Annotated in this window: 17 protein-coding genes; 11 read left to right on the top strand and 6 right to left on the bottom strand. The window is 66.5% G+C overall.

The features are described from left to right. Window positions 1–47: 47 nt before the first annotated feature. Together BMW87_RS02995 and BMW87_RS02990 are read right to left on the bottom strand one after the other, a co-directional pair. Window positions 48–1,691 carry a 3-(methylthio)propionyl-CoA ligase gene (locus BMW87_RS02995; RefSeq protein WP_093074019.1) on the bottom strand — a complete coding sequence of 548 codons (1,644 nt, stop codon included), beginning with the start codon at window positions 1,689–1,691 and terminating at the stop codon, window positions 48–50. 114 nt (window positions 1,692–1,805) lie between these two features. After that, window positions 1,806–3,566, bottom strand: a complete 1,761-nt coding sequence (locus tag BMW87_RS02990; protein ID WP_093075179.1) for a carboxylesterase/lipase family protein — start codon at window positions 3,564–3,566, stop codon at window positions 1,806–1,808. Window positions 3,567–3,788: 222 nt separating this feature from the next. Between BMW87_RS02990 and BMW87_RS02985 the strand changes: the two genes are divergently transcribed. The 6 genes from BMW87_RS02985 (at window position 3,789) to BMW87_RS02960 (ending at window position 8,550) form a co-directional block, all read left to right on the top strand. Beyond that, window positions 3,789–4,868, top strand: a complete 1,080-nt coding sequence (locus BMW87_RS02985) for an AraC family transcriptional regulator (protein WP_093075176.1) — start codon at window positions 3,789–3,791, stop codon at window positions 4,866–4,868. 66 nt (window positions 4,869–4,934) lie between these two features. Beyond that, window positions 4,935–6,416 carry a protein adenylyltransferase SelO gene (locus BMW87_RS02980; protein WP_093074017.1) on the top strand — a complete coding sequence of 494 codons (1,482 nt, stop codon included), beginning with the start codon at window positions 4,935–4,937 and terminating at the stop codon, window positions 6,414–6,416. Then, on the top strand, window positions 6,413–6,823 hold the full coding sequence (gene msrB / locus BMW87_RS02975) for a peptide-methionine (R)-S-oxide reductase MsrB (protein WP_093074015.1): 411 nt from the start codon (window positions 6,413–6,415) through the stop codon (window positions 6,821–6,823). The genes BMW87_RS02980 and msrB overlap by 4 nt, the downstream gene beginning before the upstream one ends. After that, window positions 6,820–7,362, top strand: coding sequence for a septation protein A (locus BMW87_RS02970; RefSeq protein WP_093056902.1), 543 nt, complete (start codon window positions 6,820–6,822; stop codon window positions 7,360–7,362). The genes msrB and BMW87_RS02970 overlap by 4 nt, the downstream gene beginning before the upstream one ends. Continuing rightward, a complete protein-coding gene (locus BMW87_RS02965; RefSeq protein ID WP_093056903.1) occupies window positions 7,359–7,637 on the top strand; it encodes a BolA family protein in 279 nt (92 codons plus the stop codon). Before BMW87_RS02970 ends, BMW87_RS02965 begins: the two co-directional genes overlap by 4 nt. A gap of 127 nt (window positions 7,638–7,764) precedes the next feature. Then, the gene (locus BMW87_RS02960) at window positions 7,765–8,550 is read left to right on the top strand and encodes a peptidylprolyl isomerase (RefSeq protein WP_093074013.1); all 786 of its coding nucleotides are present in this window, start codon (window positions 7,765–7,767) and stop codon (window positions 8,548–8,550) included. A gap of 57 nt (window positions 8,551–8,607) precedes the next feature. Here the strand turns inward: BMW87_RS02960 and BMW87_RS02955 are convergent, their stop codons facing one another. After that, on the bottom strand, window positions 8,608–8,919 hold the full coding sequence (locus BMW87_RS02955; protein ID WP_143062552.1) for a hypothetical protein: 312 nt from the start codon (window positions 8,917–8,919) through the stop codon (window positions 8,608–8,610). A gap of 11 nt (window positions 8,920–8,930) precedes the next feature. Continuing rightward, complete coding sequence (purL, locus tag BMW87_RS02950) at window positions 8,931–12,899, bottom strand: phosphoribosylformylglycinamidine synthase (protein ID WP_093074009.1); 3,969 nt, start codon at window positions 12,897–12,899, stop codon at window positions 8,931–8,933. A 155-nt stretch (window positions 12,900–13,054) separates the two neighbouring features. Here purL and map point away from each other — a divergent pair, with 155 nt between their 5' ends. The 3 genes from map to BMW87_RS02935 are packed head-to-tail and all read left to right on the top strand — an operon-like array spanning window position 13,055 to window position 17,578. Beyond that, complete coding sequence (map, locus tag BMW87_RS02945; RefSeq protein WP_093056906.1) at window positions 13,055–13,879, top strand: type I methionyl aminopeptidase; 825 nt, start codon at window positions 13,055–13,057, stop codon at window positions 13,877–13,879. Window positions 13,880–13,901: 22 nt separating this feature from the next. Next, window positions 13,902–16,508: a [protein-PII] uridylyltransferase gene (locus tag BMW87_RS02940; protein WP_093074007.1), complete on the top strand. Its 2,607-nt coding sequence runs from the start codon at window positions 13,902–13,904 to the stop codon at window positions 16,506–16,508. A gap of 29 nt (window positions 16,509–16,537) precedes the next feature. Continuing rightward, window positions 16,538–17,578 (top strand): sensor domain-containing diguanylate cyclase, encoded by a 1,041-nt coding sequence (locus BMW87_RS02935; RefSeq protein ID WP_093075173.1) that lies wholly within the window; start codon window positions 16,538–16,540, stop codon window positions 17,576–17,578. A gap of 6 nt (window positions 17,579–17,584) precedes the next feature. Here the strand turns inward: BMW87_RS02935 and BMW87_RS02930 are convergent, their stop codons facing one another. Beyond that, window positions 17,585–18,943 (bottom strand): putative bifunctional diguanylate cyclase/phosphodiesterase, encoded by a 1,359-nt coding sequence (locus BMW87_RS02930; RefSeq protein ID WP_093074005.1) that lies wholly within the window; start codon window positions 18,941–18,943, stop codon window positions 17,585–17,587. Between the two features lie 118 nt (window positions 18,944–19,061). Next, window positions 19,062–19,406 (bottom strand): hypothetical protein, encoded by a 345-nt coding sequence (locus BMW87_RS02925; protein WP_093074003.1) that lies wholly within the window; start codon window positions 19,404–19,406, stop codon window positions 19,062–19,064. A 208-nt stretch (window positions 19,407–19,614) separates the two neighbouring features. Between BMW87_RS02925 and BMW87_RS02920 the strand changes: the two genes are divergently transcribed. Both BMW87_RS02920 and pgm read left to right on the top strand, forming a co-directional pair. Next, window positions 19,615–20,292 (top strand): HAD family hydrolase, encoded by a 678-nt coding sequence (locus tag BMW87_RS02920; protein WP_093074001.1) that lies wholly within the window; start codon window positions 19,615–19,617, stop codon window positions 20,290–20,292. Further along, a complete protein-coding gene (pgm, locus tag BMW87_RS02915; RefSeq protein WP_093073999.1) occupies window positions 20,289–21,944 on the top strand; it encodes a phosphoglucomutase (alpha-D-glucose-1,6-bisphosphate-dependent) in 1,656 nt (551 codons plus the stop codon). Before BMW87_RS02920 ends, pgm begins: the two co-directional genes overlap by 4 nt.

Below are 21,944 nucleotides of genomic sequence, written 5' to 3'. Positions count from 1 at the left end.
TATCGCGTAGGCGACAGTGCGGGTGGGCTTGGCTCGTGTCCTTGTCTTCAGAGGGTCGGCAGCTTGTAGTCCTTCAGCAGCTCGCGCAGCTTGGTCTTGAGGATCTTTCCGGTGGCGCCGATCGGAATGGCCTCGACGAACACCACGTCGTCCGGGATCTGCCACTTGGCAGTCTTGCCCTCGTAGAACTTCAACAGCTCTTCGCGCGTGACTTCGGCGCCGGGCTTCTTCACGACCGCGATGATCGGCCGCTCGTCCCACTTCGGATGGAACACGCCGATGCACGCGGCCATGGCGATGGCCGGGTGCGCGACGGCGATGTTCTCGATCTCGATGGAGCTGATCCACTCGCCGCCTGACTTGATCACGTCCTTGCTGCGGTCGGTGATCTGCAGATAGCCCTCGGCGTCGATGGTGGCCACGTCGCCGGTGGGGAACCAGCCGCGGTTCTGCTCGTCGGGAATCAGCGGATTGCCGCCCTCGCCCTTGAAGTATTCCTTGACGATCCACGGGCCCTTGACCAGCAGGTCGCCATAGGCCTTGCCGTCCCACGGCAGTTCCTTGCCGTCGCCGTCGATGATCTTCATGTCGACGCCGAAGATGGCGCGGCCCTGCTTCATGCGGATCTGCAGCTGCGCATCGGCCGGCAGCGACAGGTGCTTGTTCTTCAGCGTGCACAGCGTGCCCAGCGGGCTCATCTCGGTCATGCCCCAGGCGTGCAGCACCTCGACGTTGTAGTTCTCCTGGAACGCCTTGATCATGGCCGGCGGGCAGGCCGAACCGCCGATGACGGTGCGGTTGAGCTTGCTGAACTTCAGCCCGTTCGCCTGCATGTGGCCGAGCATCATCTGCCACACGGTGGGCACGCCCGCCGCGAAGGTCACGCCCTCGCCTTCGATCAGCTCGAACACCGACTTGCCGTCCAGCGCCGGGCCGGGGAACACGAGCTTGCAGCCCACCAGCGCCGCCGAGTACGGAATGCCCCAGGCGTTGACGTGGAACATCGGCACCACCGGCAGCACCGAGTCGCGTGCCGACAGGCGCATGACGTCGGGCAAGGCCGCGGCGTAGGCATGCAGCATGGTCGAGCGGTGGCTGTAGAGCGCGGCCTTCGGGTTGCCCGTGGTGCCGCTCGTGTAGCACATGCTCGAGGCGGAGTTCTCGTCGAAGCTGGGCCACTCGTAGTCGGTGGACTGCGCGCCCATCCAGCTTTCGTAGCTCACGAGGTTGGGCACGCCGCTGTCGGCGGGGAGCTTGTCCGCATCACACAGTGCAACCCATTTCCGGATCGTGGGACAGCGCGCATGCACGGCCTGCACCAGCGGCAGGAACGTGAGGTCGAAGCACAGGATCTGGTCTTCGGCATGGTTGGCGATCCACGCGATCTGGTCGGGGTGCAGGCGCGGGTTGATGGTGTGCAGCACGCGGCCGCTGCCGCTCGCACCGTAATACAGCTCCAGGTGGCGATAGCCGTTCCAGGCCAGGGTGGCGATGCGGTCGCTGAACAGCAACTGCTCGCCGTCCAGTGCGTTGGCCACCTGCCTGGCGCGCGATGCGATGTCGCTCCAGGTGCAGCGGTGGATGTCGCCTTCGACACGGCGCGAGACGATCTCGCCGTCGCCGTTGTGGCGCTCGACGAACTCGATCAGCGACGAGATCAAAAGCGGTTGGTCTTGCATCAAACCCAGCATCTACGAACTCCTATGTGAAATGACTTCATGAAAACCTGCGGACAACGGATTCACGCAAGCTTCGGCCACTTCCACAATGACACAAACCCGCACTGCACGATTGAACGAAGCGGCTCATTGCACCGGCGTGATCTTGGCCGCCAGCGGCGTGGCGTCGAGCAGCAATTGCGCGGGCCACGGCGCCCAGGTCGCACCAAGTTCGGGCGTGTTCGGATCTCCCTTGCGCATGAAGGCGCCGATGCTGGCCATGACGGCGTTCGACAGCGCCAGCCGCCCCTTCTCGTTGGCCTTGCCGCCCATGACGTTCGACAGCACCGAGGGACCGAAATTGCCGAACACGAACGGCAGGTCGAAGGCGTGCGAGGCGCCATACACGTCATTCCACGGCGCCGCTTCCTGCGACCAGTCGAGACGGTAGTGCCAGATGTTCGACTGGCGCGTCTTCATCGTGTCGAGCAGGTTGCTGCGGTTGGCCTCGAACAGCCCCTTCGTGACGAGCGCGGTGGCTGCGTTGTAGCCGGTGCCGGGCTTGTCTACCGGAAGGTAGAACGGGTCGATGATGTCGTTCACGGTGAGCGTGGGTGCGGCATCGGGGTCGAAGTTGAACATCAGCGAGAAGCGCTGGGCGTCGTTGACGATCCAGCCCGAGGTCGGAAAGCCGATGGTCCCCAGCAGCGAGGCAAAGAGCTTGCCCTCGTCGCGCGTGTTGCCGGCGAGCATGGGCACCTTCACGTACTGGTCGGCCGCGATGGCGCCGATGGGGTCGGTCGGGATCACGGTGCCATCTGGAATGGGCCCGACCGAGCCCAGCCCCGCGGCGACCACGGTGCCCAGCATCTTGCCGCCGTCCTGCGCGCGCAGGTACTCGGCGATCTGGGCCGGTGTGCGGGTGGCGATGTAGGCCTTGGCAGCGGTCGCGTCGGCGGCGGTGCCGTCTGCTACGAGCAGCTTCTCCAGGATGGCCGCGCCCTGCGCGAGCGAGGTCGAGGCCGGCGACAGCGAAGGCAGCGTACCGGGCGGCAGGTTGCTCGCGAGCGAAATGCCGCCGCTCATCTCGAAGGCCTTGTGGAACAGGCCCTTGGCCATCGGCGAGGTCATGACCGACAGCAGGTTGGTGGCGCCGGCCGACTCGCCCGACAGCGTGACGTTGCCCGGATCGCCGCCGAAGTTGGCAACGTTGTTCTGGATGAACCGTAGCGCCGCCATGTTGTCGAGCAGCGCGAAGTTGCCGGAGTCGTCGCCCGCGGTGCCGCCCGGCTTCAGCTGCGGCATGTTGAGAAAGCCCAGGATGCCGAGGCGGTAGCTGGCGGTGATGACCACCGCGTTGGCGGCCTTCGCCAGTTTTGCGCCGTCGTACAGCGGGTCGGCCGTGTAGCCCGAGATATTGCTGCCGCCATGCACGAACAGCAGCACGGGCAGGTTCTTCTCGTCCGTCGCCGGTCGCCAGATGTTGACGAACAGGCAGTCTTCGCTGCCGACCGGCTTGCCGAGGTTGGTGCCGATGGTGGCGTCGTATGTGTTGTTGAGGCCGGGGCTGAAGATGCGGCCGATCTGCAGGCAGGCATTGCCGAACTTGGTTGTCTGGCGAATATCGCTCCAGGCTTCGGGCGCGACCGGTGCGCGCCAGCGCAGCGCGCCTACGGGCGGCTGGGCGAACGGGACGCCCTTCCAGTAGTAGGTGCCCGAGCTGGCGCCGTCGTCCACGCCTTCGATCTTGCCGGCCGTGGTCTGGCGCACCATCGGGCCGTCGGCTGGAGGCGGAGCCGGGGGCGCTGGCGCCGGTGGGGGCGCACTCGGCAGGAAGGTGAAGCCGGACGAACCGGATGAACCGCCTCCGCAGGCCGAGAGGGCCGCAAGGGCCGCCGCTGCCGCCATGGTGGCGATGGCCTTGCCCACCGCCGTTTTTCTTGCTGCACCCTGGTTTTGTGCCGTTGTCTCTGTCTTCATGTTTTTGTCTCCACACCGGGTTAATCGGAATTCCTGGCCTGGTGCGCGGCACCCATACTCCGGGCCGCCGAGCACGCAAAAAATTCTAGAAACCGGCATCGTTTTCACCGCTATCGCAAGGAAGCCAAACGAATGACTTCAGGAGCCTCCCTGTCGCACCGCCAACGCGGGCCGCAGCGACGGGCCGGCAGCATGCCGCAGCCGGAGCTGCGCACCAGCTCGGCCGCGTGGCTAGAGGGCGTGCTGTCGATGTTCGAGGCCGAGGGGCTGGACGTGCCTTCGCTGTTGCGCGATGCCGGCTTCGACCCCGATTCACTGCACCGCCAGAACACGCGCATCCCGGTCGACGAGATCTCGGTCCTTTGGCAGCTCGCGGTAGCGCGCGCCGGCAAGCCCACGCTGGGCCTTCACCGCGACCTGGCCGCCACGCACAGCAAGCTGGGCACGGTCGGTCACGCGATGGCCTGCAGCCCAGACCTGGGCGCTGCGCTCACACGGCTGACGCGCTACATGGCGGTGATCTCGGACGCGACCGCCTTCTCGATGCACCCCGAGCCGCGCGGCTGCTGGATGGTGATGGAGCACACCGGCGGCAGCCTGCCGATTCCGCGCCAGCGCGTCGAATACGCCCTGCTGACCGTGTTCATGCAGTGCCAGTGGCTCACGCGGCGCGAGCTGCAGCCGCTGGCCATGGAGTTCGTGTACCCCGCGCCGGCCAACGACCGGCTGCACCGCGAGGCCTTCGGCTGCGAAGTGCGCTTCAACGCCGTCGCCAACCGGCTGCTGCTGTCGACGGCCGATATGACGATGCCGCTGCCCACCTTCCACCCGGTGCTCGGCGAGATGCAGGAGCACCTGCTCGACGATCAACTCAATCTGCTGGGCCAGACCACCACCAGCAGCCTGGTGTGCGCCGAAATCGCACGCCGGCTCCAGCACGGCGAGCCGCGCCGCCAGGACGTGGCCTCGGGCCTGGGACTGGCCGAGCGCACGCTGCAGCGGCGGCTGCAGGAAGAGTCTGTGTCGTTCCAGGGTTTGCTAGACCGCACCCGCCGAGAGCTCGCGCAGCAGTACCTGGCGGAAGACCGCCACACGCTGACCGACGTGGCTGACATGCTGGGCTTCGTGGACACCAGCAACTTCTTTCGCGCCTGCAAGCGCTGGTTCGGCGTGCCGCCGGCGCAGTACCGGGCTCGCATCTGGGACAGCCCCGCGCCGCTAGCCGCCTGAACTCGTGCAACGGGCCTCGATGGCCCGCTTGGCAAGGGGTTACGCGCTGTGCCGGACAATCCGCCCATGAGCTTGCTTGCTGAAGACACCGAGGTCGCGGACCTTGGGCTGCGCTGGAAACCCGGTTTCGCCACCCTTGGCCCGGCCTTTCTCACCGAATTGCGGCCGACGCCGCTGCCCGATCCGTACTGGGTGGGCCGCAGCGAAGCCGTCGCCCGCGAGCTGGGCCTGCCGCCTGATTGGCATTCGTCGGATGCAACGCTGGCGGCCCTGACAGGCAGCCTGCCCATCGCCGGCACACGCCCCTTTGCCACGGTCTACAGCGGCCATCAGTTCGGCGTGTGGGCCGGCCAGCTGGGCGACGGGCGCGCCATCATGATCGGCGAGACCGAAAGCGGGCTCGAAGTGCAGTTGAAGGGCGCGGGCCGCACGCCTTACTCGCGTGGCGGCGACGGCCGCGCGGTGCTGCGCTCCAGCATCCGCGAGTTTCTCTGCAGCGAGGCCATGCACGGCCTCGGCATCCCGACCACCCGCGCACTCTGCGTGACCGGCTCCGACGCCCGCGTGTACCGCGAGGAGCCCGAAAGCTCGGCCGTCGTGACCCGCGTGGCGCCCAGCTTCATCCGATTCGGCCACTTCGAGCACTTCGCGGCCAACCAGCGTGAAGACGAGTTGCGCGCGCTGGCCGACTACGTCATCGACCGCTACTACCCGGCGTGCCGCACCACCGACCGCTTCAACGGCAACGCGTACGCAGCCTTCCTCGAAGCCGTGAGCGAGCGCACCGCCGCCCTGCTCGCCCGATGGCAGGCCGTGGGCTTCTGCCACGGGGTAATGAACACCGACAACATGAGCATCCTCGGGCTCACCATCGACTACGGCCCGTTCCAGTTCCTCGACGGCTTCGATCCGCGCCACATCTGCAACCACAGCGACACCAACGGGCGCTATGCCTTCAACCAGCAGCCCAACGTCGCCTACTGGAACCTGTTCTGCCTGGCGCAGGCGCTGCTGCCGCTGATCGGCGACCAGGAAGTGGCGGTGGCCGCGCTTGAGTCTTACAAGACGGTGTTCCCGAACGAGTTCGAAGGCCGCATGCGCGCCAAGCTGGGCCTTGCCGAGGCGGCCGAAGGCGACCGCGCGCTCATCGAGGGTGTGCTCAAGCTGCTGGCCGCGGGCAAGGTCGACTACACGATCTTCTGGCGACGGCTCTCGAACTACATGGCCGACGGCAACGTCGAGCCGGTGCGCGACCTGTTCCTGGACCGCGAGGGTTTCGATGCATGGGCGCTAGCGTTTTCGGAGCGCCATACGCCCGCTGGGCGCGCGCAAGCTGCCGATCTGATGCTCAAATCGAATCCCGGATTCGTGCTGCGGAACCACCTGGGACAGCAAGCCATCGAAGCAAGTCAGCAAAAGGACCACTCGGCTGTGGCAACCTTGCTGGCTGTGCTCCAGTCCCCATTTGAAGAACATCCCGACGCCGACGCACTGGCCGGCTTCCCGCCCGACTGGGCCTCCACGATCGAAATCAGCTGCTCATCATGACCACTCCCGTACAGAGAACCGACGCCGAATGGAAAGCCCTGCTCGCTGAAAAAGGCGCCGAGCCCGCTGCCTTCGAGGTAACGCGCCACGCCGCCACCGAACGCCCCTTCACCGGCAAGTACGAAGCGCACTGGGACGACGGCACGTATCACTGCGTGTGCTGCGGCGCCAAGCTGTTCGAGTCGACGACCAAGTTCGACGCGGGCTGCGGCTGGCCCAGCTTCTCGGAAGAAGCCGTGCCCGGTGCCATCCGCAACATCGTCGACCGCTCGCACGGCATGGTGCGCACCGAGAACGTCTGCGCCAATTGCGGCGCCCACCTGGGCCACGTGTTCCCCGACGGACCCACCGAAACCGGCCTGCGCTACTGCATGAACTCGGCGTCGCTCGACTTCCAGAAAAAATGAAACTGCTCCTCGACTTCTTCCCGATCCTGCTGTTCTTCGGCGCCTACAAGCTCGGCGACATCTACACCGCCACCGGCGTGCTGATGGCCGCCACTGTCGTGCAGATGGCGATCATCTACGCCACCGAGCGCAAGCTGCAGGCCATGCAGAAAGCCACGCTGGTGCTGATCCTGCTGTTCGGCACGCTCACGCTGGCTCTGCACGACGACCGCTTCATCAAGTGGAAGCCGACGGTGCTGTACGGCGCAATGGCCATTGCGCTGGCCGTGGCGCTCTGGGCGCTGAAGAAGAACTTTTTGAAGATGCTGCTGGGCTCGCAGCTCGAGTTGCCCGACCGCATCTGGGGCCGGCTCAATGTGGCGTGGATCGGTTACTGCCTGTTCATGGCCATCATCAACGGCTACGTGGCGGCGTACTTCACGACCGAGGCCTGGGTCAACTTCAAGCTCTGGGGCTATGTGTTCCCCATCGTCTTCCTGGTGGCGCAGGGCCTGTACATCGCGCCGCACCTGAAGAACGAAGACAAGCCGACGGCATGACGACGAGCACCACACTGCTGCCCACAGCCGCCGACATCGAAGCCGCGCTGCGCGAGGCGCTTAGCCCCACGCAGCTCGAAGTGATCGACGAGAGCGCCGCCCACGCAGGCCATTCGGGCGCCAACGCGGAGGGCCGCGGCACCCATTTCCGCGTGCGCATCGCCTCCCCTCTGTTCGAAGGGAAGCCCCGCGTGGCGCGACATCGGCTTGTGTATGATGCCCTCCAGGTTTTTATCGCACAGGGTCTGCACGCCATCGCCATCGAGGTGCTCTGAGTCGTCCACCGGATCGCACGCCGCGTTTGCACCGGCCGTTGCTCCCCTTCTTTTCTTCCCTATCCCTGCTTTCTTTCCCGCGCCTTTTCCTACACGCGCATTTCCTTTCCAGCTCGATATTCATTCCATGAAAAAACAAATCTTGCAGGCCGTCGCGGCCGCAGTGCTGCTCGGTGCCACGTCCATGGCGGCTCTGGCGCAGAACGCAGCCATCGTGAACGGCAAGCCGGTGCCCAAGGCCCGCATGGACGTTCTGGCCCAGCAACTGGCAGCCGCAGGCCGCCCGGTGACGCCTGAAATGCAGAGCCAGCTGCGCGAGGAAATCGTGGCGCGCGAAGTGTTCATGCAGGAAGCGCAAAAGCAGGGCCTGGACGCCAGCGACGACTACAAGAACCAGCTCGAACTCGCCCGCCAGGCCATCCTGATCCGCGCACTGTTCGAGAACTACCGCAAGACCAACCCGGTCTCGGACGCCGACGTAAAGGCCGAGTACGACAAGTTCGTGGCGGCCAATGGCGGCAAGGAATACAAGGCCCGCCACATCCTGGTCGAGACCGAGGACCAGGCCAAGAAGATCATGGCCGACCTGAAGAAGGGCGCCAAGTTCGAAGACATCGCCAAGAAGCAGAGCAAGGACCCGGGTTCGGGCGCCAACGGCGGCGACCTCGACTGGGCCAACCCCGCGAGCTTCGTGCCCGAGTTCTCGGAAGCGATGATCAAGCTCAAGAAGGGCGAGACCACCCCCGCTCCGGTCAAGACCCAGTTCGGTTATCACATCATCCGCGTCGACGACATCCGCCAGGCCCAACTGCCGAAGCTGGAAGAAGTGAAGCCGCAGATCACGCAGCAACTGCAGCAGCAGCGCCTGCAGAAGTACCAGGAAGACCTGCGCGCCAAGGCCAAGGTCGAGTAACTCGATCCAGGCAAAAGAAAAGCGGCCTACGGGCCGCTTTTTTGTGGGTGTCTCTATTCAGATCGCCCAGGTGCCGAAGTTGTCGCCCGGTCCGTCGAGCGCTGCGAACGCCCGCCATGCCTTCCCGGCATCCGCGCCCTGCACCGCGCGGCCCAGCGCGTCGAGCGTGCGGTAGATTTTCTTCGATGCGCCGAAGTGCGCGGCGTTGAGCGCCTCCAGCTGCGGAAGCAGCGTCTGCAGGATCTCAGTGCGCGCGGACGAAGCTGCCGCCTCGTCTTCACGCCATGCGAGCAACAGCTTGCGGATCAGATCCTCGACACGCGACGCTTCCAGCACGTGCCGGCTTCGCGGGTGATCGAGGTCGAGCATCGGCTTCGGCTTCAGCCCACCCAGCGGCGGGCATTGCGCCAGATCTGCATCCACGGGCTCAGATCGCTTTTGTCACCCGAGGTCCAGCTCATCTGGATGTTGCGGAACACACGCTCGGGGTGCGGCATCACCGCGGTGAAGCGGCCGTCACGCGTGGTCACCGAAGTCAGGCCGTTGGCGCTGCCGTTCGGGTTGAACGGGTACTGCTCAGTGGGCTGGCCATGGTTGTCCACGAAACGCATCGCGCCGATGGCCTTGGCGGCGTCGCCACGATGCTTGAAGTTGGCATAGCCCTCGCCATGCGCCACCGCGATCGGCAGGCGGCTGCCGGCCATGCCCGCGAAGAAGATGCTGGGCGACTCGAGCACTTCGACCATCGACAGGCGCGCCTCGAAGCGCTCGCTCTGGTTGGTGGTGAAGCGCGGCCAGGCCTCGGCGCCGGGAATGATGTCGGCCAGCTCGGCGAACATCTGGCAGCCGTTGCACACGCCCAGGCCGAAGGTGTCGGTGCGGCCGAAGAAGGTCTTGAACTGCTCGGCCAGCTTCGGGTTGAAGGTGATGCTGCGCGCCCAGCCGATGCCAGCGCCCAGTGTGTCGCCGTAGCTGAAGCCGCCACAGGCGACCACGCCCTTGAAGTTGGCGAGGTCCGCCCTGCCCGTCTGCAGGTCGGTCATGTGGACGTCGAAGGCTTCGAAGCCGGCCTCGGTGAAGGCGTAGGCCATCTCGACGTGCGAGTTGACGCCCTGCTCGCGCAGGATCGCGACCTTGGGGCGCGACTGCAGGATGGCCGGAGCGGCAGGCTGCGCATTCGGCAGGAACACGTGCATACCCGGATCGCTCGGCACGCCGGCTGCGGCGTGCTCAGCATCGGCACAGGCTGGGTTGTCGCGCTCGCGGGCGATCTTCCAGCTGACCGAGTCCCACACCTGTTGCAGGTCGTGCAGGCTGGCACTGAACACCGACTTGGCGTCGCGCCAGACTTCGACCTTGCCCTTGCCCGCATCCATGGTGGAGCTGGCGGGGCGCGTCTTGCCGATGAAGTGGCTGTGCGTGCTGAGGCCGTGAGCGCGCAGCACTTGCATGACGTCGTTGCGCTCGGCGGTGCGCACCTGCAGCACCATGCCCAGCTCTTCGTTGAACAGCGCCTTGAGCGTGAGTTCTTCGCGCCGCGCGCTGACCTGCTGCGCCCAGTTCTTGGCGTCGCCGGTTTCCATGCGGCTGTCGGAAATGCCGTCGCCTTCGGTGACCAGCATGTCGACGTTCAGCGCCACGCCAACGTGGCCCGCAAAGGCCATTTCGCAGGCTGTGGCGAACAGGCCGCCGTCGCTGCGGTCGTGCATCGCGAGGATCTTGCCGTCGGCGCGCAGCGCGTTCACGGCGTTGACCAGCGCCACGAGCTGCGCCGGGTCGTCGAGGTCAGGCACGGTGTCACCGCTCTGGCCCAACGTTTGCGCCAGGATGCTGCCGGCCATGCGGTGCTTGCCCTGGCCCAGGTCGATCAGCACCAGCGTGGTGTCGGCTTCTTCGGCGTCGAGCTGCGGCGTGAGCGTGCCGCGCACGTCGGCCAGCGAGGCGAAGGCGGTGATGATCAGGCTCACGGGCGACGTGACCTTCTTGGCCTCGGCGCCGTCCTTCCATTGCGTGCGCATCGACAGCGAATCCTTGCCGACCGGAATCGACACGCCGAGCGCCGGGCACAGCTCCAGGCCAACGGCCTTGACGGTCTCGTACAGCGCGGCGTCTTCGCCGGGCTCGCCACAGGCGGCCATCCAGTTGGCCGACAGCTTGACGCGCGAGAGTTCGATCGGCGCGGCCAGCAGGTTGGTGATGGCCTCGGCCACGGCCATGCGGCCCGAGGCCGGTGCGTCGAGCGCGGCCAGCGGCGTGCGCTCGCCCATGCTCATGGCTTCGCCGGCAAAGCCCTTGTAGTCGGCCAGCGTCACGGCGCAGTCGGCCACGGGCACCTGCCACGGGCCGACCATCTGGTCGCGGTGGCTCAGGCCGCCCACGGTGCGATCGCCGATGGTGATGAGGAAGCGCTTCGAAGCCACGGTCGGATTCGCGAGCACGTCGATGGCGGCCTTCTGCAGGTCGACGCCCGTGAGGTCGAGCGGCTTGAAGCTGCGGGCCACTGTCTTGACGTCGCGGTGCATCTTCGGCGGCTTGCCGAGCAGCACGTCCATCGGCATGTCGACCGGCTGCACCTGTGCGCCCTCGTCGGCCACCAGCAGCTGGCGTTCTTCGGTCGCCACGCCGACCACCGAGAACGGGCAGCGCTCGCGCTCGCAGAAGGACTTGAACTGGTCGAGCGATTCCGGCGCGATGGCCAGCACGTAGCGCTCCTGGCTTTCGTTGCACCAGATTTCCTTCGGCGCCATGCCCGACTCTTCGAGCGGCACGGCGCGCAGGTCGAAGCGCGCGCCGCGGCCGGCGTCGTTGGTCAGTTCGGGGAAGGCGTTGCTCAGGCCGCCGGCGCCCACGTCGTGGATCGCCAGGATCGGGTTGGCCGCGCCCTGCTGCCAGCAGTGGTTGATGACCTCTTGCGCACGGCGCTCGATTTCGGGATTGCCACGCTGCACCGAGTCGAAGTCGAGCTCGGCCGCATTGGCGCCGGTTGCCATCGAGCTGGCGGCGCTGCCGCCCATGCCGATGCGCATGCCGGGGCCGCCGAGCTGGATCAGCAGCGAGCCGGCCGGGAAGCGGATCTTCTTGGTCTGCGCGGCGTCGATTTGCCCCAAGCCGCCCGCGATCATGATGGGCTTGTGGTAGCCGCGCTGCACGGTGTCGAGGTCGCTCGCCACGGTCTGCTCGTATTCGCGGAAGTAGCCCAGCAAGTTGGGACGGCCGAATTCGTTGTTGAACGCGGCGCCACCCAGCGGGCCCTCGGTCATGATCTGCAGCGGGCTGGCGATGTGCTCGGGCTTGCCGTAGTGGCCTTCTTCGGGCCAGAGCTTCGACACGGTAAAGCCGGTCAGGCCGGCCTTGGGCTTGGAACCACGGCCGGTGGCGCCTTCGTCGCGAATTTCGCCGCCTGCGCCGGTCGATGCGCCCGGGAACGGCGAAATGGCGGTCGGGTGGTTGTGCGTTTCGACCTTCATCAGCACATGGCTCAGGGCGCTATCTTTTTGATAGCTCTGCGAGCCGGTCGCGGGAATGAAGCGCTCGATGGTCGCGCCTTCCATGACCGAGGCGTTGTCCGCATAGGCGATCACCGTGTGCTGCGGGTTCTGCTTCTCGGTGTGGCGGATCATCGAGAACAGGCTTTGCGGCTGCGCCTTGCCGTCGATGGTGAAGTCGGCGTTGAAGATCTTGTGGCGGCAGTGCTCGCTGTTGGCCTGCGCGAACATCATCAGTTCGACGTCGCTGGGGTTGCGGCCCAGGCGGGTGAAGGCATCGACCAGGTAGTCGATCTCGTCCTCGGCCAGCGCCAGGCCGAAACCGGTGTTGGCTGCCACCAGCGCCGTACGGCCGCCGGCCAGCACGTCGACCTGCGCCATCGGCTGGGCAGGCAGCTCGCTGAACAGGCTTGCGGCCTGATCGACGGTGGCCAGCACCGATTCGGTCATGCGGTCGTGCAGCGGGCCGGCCACGGCGGCCAGCGTGTCGCCTTCGATCACGGGGGCCTTGCCAATCAGCGGGGCCTTGAGCTTCAGGTGGTACTGGGTAACGCGCTCGACCCGGCGCAAGGCCAGGCCGCAGTTATGGGCAATGTCGGTGGCCTTGGAGGCCCAGGGCGACACCGTGCCCAGGCGGGGCGTGACCACCACCGAGGTGCCAGCCTTGGCCGGCGCCTCGAAGGGCTCGCCGTAGGTCAGCAGCGCCGCAAAGCGCTCGCGGCCGGCTGAATCCAGCGCCGCATCGGTGACCACGAGGTGCACGAAACGGGCCGAAATGCCCTCGATGCGCGGTTCGATGGCCTGGAGCTTCGGCAGCAGCTGGCGTGCGCGGAAGTCGCTGAGCGCGCTGCCGCCCTCGAACATGGTTACGACGGGAAGGGCTTGAGGTGCGGGCTGCGTCACGGTCGATGGGGCCTCGGGGGCCGCGTTGGAAATCAAGGAATCGAGGCAGATGGCCGCTGACTGGGGCCATCCGCGTTAGCCCGGAATTTTAGCTTGCCGAATGGGATAATTCGGGGATGAGCATTAACTACAAAGACGCTGCGGGCATCGAAGCCATGCGGGTCGCCTGCCGCCTGGCTTCCGAGGTGCTGGATTACCTCACGCCCCTCATCAAGCCCGGCATCACGACCAACGATGTCGACCGGCTCGCCGCCGAGTACATGGTCAAGCAGGGCACCACCTCGGCCACGGTGGGATACATGGGCGCAAGCAGCGTCCCGTACCCGAAGTCGCTGTGCACCTCGGTGAACCACGTGGTGTGCCACGGCATTCCCAATGACAAGCCCCTGAAGAAGGGCGACATCATGAACGTCGACGTGACCGTCATCAAGGACGGCTGGTTCGGCGACAACAGCCGCATGTACGTGATCGGCGACGCCTCCATCGCAGCCAAGCGCCTGTGCAGTATCACCTTCGAAGCCATGTGGCACGGCATCCTGCAGGTGCGCCCCGGCGCGCACCTGGGCGACGTGGGCCACGCGATCCAGAAGTTCGCCGAAGGCCAGGGCTTCTCGGTGGTGCGCGAGTTCTGCGGCCACGGCGTGGGCCAGCGCTTCCACGAAGAACCCCAGGTGCTGCACTACGGCCGCCCGGGCACCATGGAAGAACTCAAGCCCGGCATGATCTTCACCATCGAGCCGATGATCAACGCCGGCAAGCGCGACGTGAAGGAAGACTTCAAGGGCGGCCAGTACGACGGCTGGACCATCGTCACGCGCGACCATTCGCTGTCGGCCCAGTGGGAGCACACGGTGCTCGTCACCGAGACCGGCTACGAAGTGCTGACGCTCTCCGCAGGCAGCCCGCCGCTGCCCTCCTTCGTCACTTCGACCAAGACCTGACGCGGCAACGCGTCTCCCCGCCGTGATCGAAGCAGCCAACATCGACGTGGCGACGCTGCGCGAAGCCTATCGCGCGAAAAAGCTCGCGCTGTTCGACACCCTGCGCTTCGCGCGCGCCCCTACCCGCAGCGTGCACACGGTGCTGCGCCAGCTCTCGGCACTGGCCGACGAAACGCTCTGCACGCTGTGGCGCGACGCCGGCTTCGGTGACTCGCTCTCCCTGGCCGCCGTGGGCGGCTTCGGGCGCGGCGAGCTGTTTCCGTATTCCGACGTCGACGTGCTGCTGCTGTTGCCGCCCGAAGACCACGAAAACGCCATCGACCCCGCCCGCATCGAGGCTTTCATCGGCCATTGCTGGGACGCGGGCCTGGAAATCGGCTCCAGCGTGCGCACGGTCGACGAATGCCTGGCCGAGGCCGAGAAAGACGTCACCGTCCAGACCTCGCTGCTCGAAGCGCGGCTGATCGCAGGCGACAAGAAGCTCTTCACGGCCTTTCGCCGCCGCTTCACCCGCGCGATCGACCCGCAGGCCTTCTTCGTAGCCAAGTCGCAGGAAATGCGGCACCGCCACCAGAAGTACGACAACACGCCCTACGCGCTGGAGCCCAACTGCAAAGAGTCACCGGGCGGCCTGCGCGATCTGCAGACCATCCTCTGGATGACCAAGGCCGCCGGCTACGGCAGCCGCTGGGACGACCTCGCCAAGAACGGCCTGGCCACCTCCTTCGAGGCGCAGCAGATCAAGCGCAACGAAGCGCTGCTCTCGCTCATCCGCGCGCGGCTTCACGTGATTGCCAACCGCCGCGAAGACCGCCTGGTGTTCGACCTGCAGACCGCCGTGGCAGCCAGCTTCGGCTACGAAAGCGAATCGCAGCGCAAGTCGAGCGAGGCGCTGATGCGGCGCTACTACTGGGCCGCCAAGGCGGTCTCGCAGCTCAACCAGATCCTGCTGCTCAACATTTCCGAGCGCCTGCAGCCGAGCGACGAGCAGCACACGCCCGTCAACGAGCGCTTTTACGAGCGCGCCGGCCTGATCGAGATTGCGAGCGACGACCTCTACGAGCGCGAGCCGCACGCGGTGCTCGAAACCTTCCTGCTGTACCAGAAGACCATTGGCGTGAAGGGCCTGTCGGCGCGCACGCTGCGCGCGCTCTACAACGCGCGCCACATCATGGACAGCAAGTTCCGCAACGACCCGGTCAACCACGAGACCTTCATGCGGATCCTGCTACAGCCCTACGGCATCACGCATGCCTTCAGGCTGATGAACCAGACCTCGGTGCTGGGGCGCTACCTGCGGGTGTTCCGTAGCATCGTGGGGCAGATGCAGCACGACCTGTTCCACGTGTACACGGTGGACCAGCACATCCTGATGGTGCTGCGCAACGTGCGGCGCTTCTTCATCGCCGAGCATGCACACGAGTACCCGTTCTGCTCGCAGCTGGCAGCCGGCTGGGACAAGCCCTGGATCCTGTACGTAGCCGCCCTCTTCCACGACATTGCCAAGGGCCGCGGCGGCGACCATTCGACGCTGGGCGCACGCGACGTGCAGCGCTTCTGCAAGCAGCACGCCGTTGCCCGCGAAGACGCGAAGCTCATCGAATTCCTGGTGGCCGAGCACCTGGTGATGAGCCAGGTCGCCCAGAAGCAGGACCTGAGCGATCCCGAAGTCATCGGCGCATTCGCCAAGCGCGTGGGCAACGAGCGCTACCTGACCGCGCTCTACCTGCTGACCATCGCCGACATCCGCGGCACCTCGCCGCGCGTGTGGAATGCCTGGAAGGGCAAGCTGCTCGAAGATCTGTACCGCTACACCCTGCGCGCGCTGGGCGGCCGCATGCCCGACCCGGACGCCGAAGTCGAGTCGCGCAAGCGCGAGGCGCTGGTGCAGCTGGCCCTGCACGCCCAGCGCTTCGAAGCGCACAAGGCCCTGTGGGACACGCTCGACGTCGGCTACTTCATGCGCCACGACGCCACCGAGATCGCCTGGCACGCCAAGCAGCTCTCGCGCTTCGTACCGCCGCCCAACGTGCCGATCGACCCGAAGGCACCGCCCATCGTGCGCGCGCACCTGTCGCCGGTGGGCGAAGGCCTGCAGGTGGTCGTCTACACGCCCGACCAACCCGACCTTTTCGCGCGCATCTGCGGCTACTTCGACCAGTCGTCCTTCAGCATCCTCGACGCCAAGGTGCACACCACGAGCAACGGCTACGCGCTCGACACCTTCCAGGTGGTGACCACCTTCCTGCCGGACCACTACCGCGACCTGATCAGCATGGTCGAGTCGGGCCTGGCGCAAACGCTCACCGAAGCCGGCGCCCTGCCCCCGCCCAGCATGGGCCGGGTGTCCCGCCGGGTGCGCAGCTTTCCGATCAAGCCGCGCATCAGCCTGCTGCCCGACGACAAGGCGCAGCGCTGGCTGCTCAACATCTCGGCGAGCGACCGCGCCGGCCTGCTGTATTCGGTGGCCCGGGTGCTGGCGCGCCATCACCTGAATCTGCAGCTCGCCAAGGTCACGACGCTGGGCGAGCGGGTGGAAGACACCTTCCTGATCAGCGGCCCCGAACTCCAGGGCCAGAAGACCCAGCTGGCCATCGAGACCGAACTCATGGAAGCCCTGGCCTCCTGAAAACAACCTATCCCCTCAGAATGTCGGCCATGGAATCCCTGATCGAACAGCTATCCGACTGCGTCTCCTCCGCCAAGACGCTGGAAGACCTCGCCCGCCCGATGCTCGAAATGCTCGAGGCGGCCACGGGGCTGGAGTCGGCCTACCTCGTGAGCGTCGACCCGGACAAGGGCCGCCAGCACATCCTCTTCGCCCACAACACCGGCGAGCTGCTGACCATTCCCGAGGGAACCTTCGTGCCCTGGGCCAACACGCTCTGCCGGCACGCCCTCGAAGAAGACCGCACCTACACCGACGACGCCGGCGGCTGCTGGGGCGACGCCGATGCCGCCCACGAGCTCGGCATCCAGACCTGCGTGAGTGCCCCGGTAAAAACCGACAGCGGCGAGCTCTTCGGCGCCCTGTGCGCCGCCAGCGCACAGCAAATGCCCTTGCCGCCACAAGCGGAGCCAGTGCTGCGGCTGTTCGCGCGGCTGATCGGGCAGCAGGTAGAGCGCGAACTGCTGGTCGAGAAGCTCAGGAAGGCCAATGCCGAACTCGCCACGCACGCCGCCATCGACGCCCTCACCGGCCTGCCCAACCGCCGCGTGCTCGTCGACGCGCTGCAGCGCATGCTGGCGCAAGGTGCGCGCAGCGGCCAGAGCGTGCTGGTCGGTTTCGTCGACCTGGACGACTTCAAGAAGATCAACGACGCGCACGGCCACGCTATCGGCGACGAATTCCTCGCGGCCATGGCAAAACAGCTCGCGAACTCGGTGCGCGCAAGCGACATGCTGGCGCGCTTCGGCTCCGACGAGTTCGTGGTGATCGGCCTGGGGCCCGCGCTGGGCGAATCGCCGCGCACCGGGGCGCGGGCGCTGGCCGACCGCCTGGCGGAAAACACCATCGGCGAGCTGCGGCTGAAGCGCATGACGATCGACTACGCAGGCGCCAGCGTCGGCGTGGTGGCGGTCGACCCGCGCACCACCTCCGCCGAGGAGGCCCTGCGGCAGGCAGATGCCGCCATGTACGCCGTCAAGCACAGCCGCCGCGGCATGGTCCGCGACGCCGGGGAAGCCCTGTCTGACTGAACGCGACTAAACGGACGAGGTGGCAGGCAGCGCCGCCGTATCGGCGCCCCACAGGGGAGCCTGCTCATACTGCGCCACCCATTGCACGACGTCCTTGGCCGCCATCGGCATCGCGATGCCGTAGCCCTGGCCCAGCGTGCAGCCCAGCGCAAGCAGCGCTTCGCCCTGCTTCACCGTTTCAACCCCCTCGGCCACGGCCGTGAGGCCAAGCGCGTGGAGCAGCGCGACGATGCCCTGCACGATGGCTCGGTCCTGGTCGTTGTCGAGCATGCCGCGCACGAAGGACTGGTCGATCTTCACGGTCGACACCGGCAATTGCCGCAGGTAGGTGAGCGATGAATACCCGGTGCCGAAGTCGTCGATGGTGACGCCCACGCCCAGCATCTTGCAGGCCTCGACGAACAACGCGACGTTCGCAAACTGGCTGATCGCCGTGGTCTCGAGGATTTCGAGCTCGAGCATGCCCACGCCCATCTTCGGAAACTGCGCCAGGTGCCGCGCGAGCCGTTCGACGAAGTCCCAGCGCATCATGTGGCGCGGCGCCACGTTCACGCTCACCGAAATCTGCAGGCCCGCCAGGCGCCACTGATGCGCCTGCCACAGGGCCGTGGCAATGGCCCAGTCGCCCACCTGCTCGACCAGCTGGTCGTCTTCGATCAGCGGCACGAACTGCGCCGGCGGCAACAGGCCGCGCTCGGGGTGCTGCCAGCGGATCAGCGCCTCGACACCGGCCACCACGCCGCGCCGCATGTCGACCTTGGGCTGGTAGACCAGGAAGAACTCGCCCTGCAGCAGGCCTTCCTGGATGCGCTGGCGCTCGCGCACCACCTGCTCGTCGGCGCGCGCCTGGGGCGCGTCGAAGTAATGCACCTTGCCGTCGGCCGCGCGCTTGGCGAAGAAGGCCGCGTGCTGCGCCTGGCGCAGGGCTGTCTCTGGTGGCGGGCCGTTGCTGTCGAGCAGCATGGCGCCGATGCTCGCGTCGATGCTGGCCGTCTGGTCGCGCCAGCTCCAGGGCTCGCCGAGCGAGGCCTGGATGCGCTCGAGCACCTGGGTGCATTGCGAGGTTCCGATGCCGGCGAACAGGGCTGCGAACTCGTCGCCGCCCACGCGGGCCATCACGCTCTCGCGCGGCAGCTGGGCCTTGATACGGCGGGCCACCTCTTCAAGGGCGGCGTTGCCCGCGACCATGCCGAGGTGATCGTTCAGCTCGGCAAAGCGGTCGACGTCGATGTAGCAGACGGCAGCCAGGCGTTTGCCGGCGCGGGCCCAGTCGGCCATCAACGGGCGCAGCACTTCATCCGGCGGAAGACGTGCCGACCCGTCGTAGTACGACGGCAAGGAGACTGTGGGTTGCTGGTTCGACAAAAGACTGGGGCTCCGAAAGTCGCGGGCTATTGTTCTCCCAATCCGGGCCGTTCCACACCTTGCAGTGAGATTTTGTTACAGACGAGGTGTACGAACAACACTCGTGCATACAGTGTGGCTAGCCGCAATAGGCACCTACCACGCGCCCGGTGGGCTCGACCTGCACGTTGAGCCGTGTCATGTCTTGCGCCGGGTCGGCGGTTTCGGTGGCCAGCACGGTGCGTGCCACGCGGGCGCCGGAGCGCTGGCGCATTTCTTCCAGCAGTTGCTGGCTGATGCGCAACCCCAGGCCGAAGCGCACGGCCGTGGCCTGGCAGGTTTCCGGCGGCGTGACGAAGCTCGGGGGTTCAGGCACTTCCGATGTCAGGGGCCGGTCGGCCGGAGGTGTCTGGCAGCCAGCCAGCAAGAGGCCCAGGGCCGCAGCCGGCAAGCCGGCCCGGAGTCGACCGTTCGTGATGCGCATCTGTCTTGCTCCTTCTTCTTCAATCTGGGCGGAAGCTTATTCGACTCCGGGGACAGTCCCGCGGCAGGGATTAAGTCGATGGTCCGCAAAGTGGCGACCAATTCACGCGACGGCTGTCTGGCGTCGCATTCAGGGCCATTCAAGGCGTATGCTGGCCGCGACACGCGCAGTTCGGGCCCCCAAGTTCAGGCACTTTGGCCGCACATCCATGACACCTCCTCCTGCCACCGTTTTCCTGATCGACGTCGACAACACCCTGCTCGACAACGACCGCGTCGTGGCCGATCTTCGCGCCCATCTCGAACAGGCCTTCGGCGCCGAAAGCGCCGGCCGCTACTGGGTGGCCTTCGAGCAATTGCGCAGCGAGCTCGGCTACGTCGACTACCTCGGCGCCCTGCAGCGCTACCGCGCCGAAGAGAGCCGCCGCGGCATGAGCGATTCGCGGCTGCTGCTGATGTCGAGCTTTCTCATCGACTACCCCTTTGCCGAACGGCTCTACCCCGGCGCGCTGGAAGCACTGAAGCATCTGCGCCGGCACGGGCCCACGGTGATCCTGTCTGATGGCGACGTGGTGTTCCAGCCGCGCAAGGTGCAGCGCTCGGGCCTGTGGGAGGCCACCGAGGGCCGCGTGCTGATCTACGTGCACAAGGAACAGATGCTCGACACCATCGAGCAGTGCCACCCCGCCCAGCACTACGTGATGGTGGACGACAAGCTGCGCATTCTTTCGGCCATGAAGGCCATCTGGGGGCCTCGTCTGACGACGGTCTTCGTGCGGCAAGGGCACTATGCACTTGATGAGCAGGCCATTGCCGCCTACGCCCCTGCCGACATCACCGTCGAACGCATCGGCGACCTGATCAACTTTGACTTTCCATCGACATGAGCCAAGCAACCAACCCTCTCGCGGGAAAGCCCGCCCCTCTCGAACTGCTGGTCAACGTGCCGCGCCTGATCTCGGCTTACTACACCGGCCGGCCAGACCCGTCGGTGCCGAGCCAACGCGTGGCCTTCGGCACCTCGGGGCATCGCGGCTCCTCCTTCGACGATGCATTCAACGAATGGCACGTGCTGGCAATCAGCCAGGCCATCTGCGACTACCGCAAGCAGAAAGGCATCGACGGTCCGCTCTTCCTCGGCATCGACACGCATGCGCTGTCCACGCCGGCCTTCAGCAGCGCGGTGGAAGTGCTCGCAGCCAACGGCGTCGAGCTGATGATCTCGAAGGACGACGAATACACGCCGACGCCGGCCGTGTCGCACGCCATCCTGGTCTACAACCGTGGACGCACAAGCGGGCTGGCCGATGGCATCGTCATCACGCCCTCGCACAACCCGCCCGAGAGCGGCGGCTTCAAGTACAACCCGCCGAACGGCGGACCGGCCGGCACCGACATCACCTCGGCCGTCGAGGCCGCGGCCAACAAGATGCTGGCCAACAAGCTCGAAGGCGTGAAGCGCATGCCGCTCGCGCAGGCGCTGCGCGCATCGACCACGCACCGGCACGACTATCTGAACACCTACGTCGAAGACCTGGCGCAGGTGCTCGACATGGACGCGATCCGCGACGTGAACCTCGACCTGGGTGTCGACCCGCTGGGCGGCGCGGGCGTGCGCTACTGGCCCGCGATTGCCGAGCGCTACAAGCTCACGCGCCTGAACGTGCTGAGCCAGGAAGTCGACCCGACCTTCCGCTTCATGTCGCTCGACTGGGACGGCCGCATCCGCATGGACCCGTCTTCGCCCGACGCCATGCACAAGCTGATCGAACTGAAGGACCGCTTCGGCATCGCCTTCGCCTGCGACACCGACCACGACCGCCACGGCATCGTCTCGGGCAGCACCGGGTTGATGCAACCCAACAGCTACCTCGCAGTGATGATCGACTACCTCTACACGCACCGCCCGCAATGGCCGGCGCAGGCGGCTGTCGGCAAGACGGTGGTGAGCAGCCAGATGATCGACCGCGTCACCGCACGGCTCGGCCGCAGGCTGTACGAGGTGCCGGTGGGCTTCAAGTGGTTCGTAGACGGGCTGGTCGATGCCTCGCTGGCCTTCGGCGGCGAGGAAAGCGCGGGCGCGACCTTTCTGCGCAAGGACGGCTCGGTGTGGACCACCGACAAGGACGGCCTGGTGCCCGCCCTGCTCTCGGCCGAGATCGCTGCGCGCACCGGGCGTGACCCGGGCGAGCGCTACACCGAGCTGACGCGGGCGCTGGGCCAGCCGGTGTCAGACCGCGTGGATGCGGCCGCCACCGTCGAGCAGAAGAAGCGGCTGTCGAGTCTCTCGCCGGAACAGATCCGTTCGACCGAGCTGGCGGGCGACAAAATCGTCAATGTGCTGAGCCATGCGCCGGGCAACGGCGCGGCCATCGGCGGCGTGAAGGTAGTGACCGACAACGGCTGGTTCGCCGCGCGGCCCTCGGGCACGGAGAACATCTACAAGATCTACGGCGAGAGCTTCAAGGGCAAGGAACACCTCGCGCGCATCCTCGAAGAGGCGCAGCAGGTGGTGGATGGGGCGCTCTCGGGAGCCTGA

Origin of the sequence: Variovorax sp. OV084, assembly GCF_900111625.1 — a bacterium.
Taxonomy (GTDB): domain Bacteria; phylum Pseudomonadota; class Gammaproteobacteria; order Burkholderiales; family Burkholderiaceae_C; genus Variovorax.
This window is presented reverse-complemented; position numbering and strand designations above follow the sequence as displayed.

Bases quoted from the DNA above. Each gene is read 5' to 3' on its own strand.
- msrB (WP_093074015.1), top strand. From the start codon at position 6,413: ATGACCACTCCCGTACAGAGAACCGACGCCGAATGGAAAGCCCTGCTC.
- BMW87_RS02935 (WP_093075173.1), top strand. From the start codon at position 16,538: ATGGAATCCCTGATCGAACAGCTATCCGACTGCGTCTCCTCCGCCAAG.
- BMW87_RS02955 (WP_143062552.1), bottom strand. From the start codon at position 8,919: ATGCTCGACCTCGATCACCCGCGAAGCCGGCACGTGCTGGAAGCGTCG.
- BMW87_RS02995 (WP_093074019.1), bottom strand. From the start codon at position 1,691: ATGCTGGGTTTGATGCAAGACCAACCGCTTTTGATCTCGTCGCTGATC.
- BMW87_RS02970 (WP_093056902.1), top strand. From the start codon at position 6,820: ATGAAACTGCTCCTCGACTTCTTCCCGATCCTGCTGTTCTTCGGCGCC.
- pgm (WP_093073999.1), top strand. From the start codon at position 20,289: ATGAGCCAAGCAACCAACCCTCTCGCGGGAAAGCCCGCCCCTCTCGAA.
- BMW87_RS02960 (WP_093074013.1), top strand. From the start codon at position 7,765: ATGAAAAAACAAATCTTGCAGGCCGTCGCGGCCGCAGTGCTGCTCGGT.
- BMW87_RS02920 (WP_093074001.1), top strand. From the start codon at position 19,615: ATGACACCTCCTCCTGCCACCGTTTTCCTGATCGACGTCGACAACACC.
- BMW87_RS02990 (WP_093075179.1), bottom strand. From the start codon at position 3,566: ATGGCGGCAGCGGCGGCCCTTGCGGCCCTCTCGGCCTGCGGAGGCGGT.
- BMW87_RS02965 (WP_093056903.1), top strand. From the start codon at position 7,359: ATGACGACGAGCACCACACTGCTGCCCACAGCCGCCGACATCGAAGCC.
- BMW87_RS02980 (WP_093074017.1), top strand. From the start codon at position 4,935: ATGAGCTTGCTTGCTGAAGACACCGAGGTCGCGGACCTTGGGCTGCGC.
- map (WP_093056906.1), top strand. From the start codon at position 13,055: ATGAGCATTAACTACAAAGACGCTGCGGGCATCGAAGCCATGCGGGTC.
- purL (WP_093074009.1), bottom strand. From the start codon at position 12,899: ATGTTCGAGGGCGGCAGCGCGCTCAGCGACTTCCGCGCACGCCAGCTG.
- BMW87_RS02925 (WP_093074003.1), bottom strand. From the start codon at position 19,406: ATGCGCATCACGAACGGTCGACTCCGGGCCGGCTTGCCGGCTGCGGCC.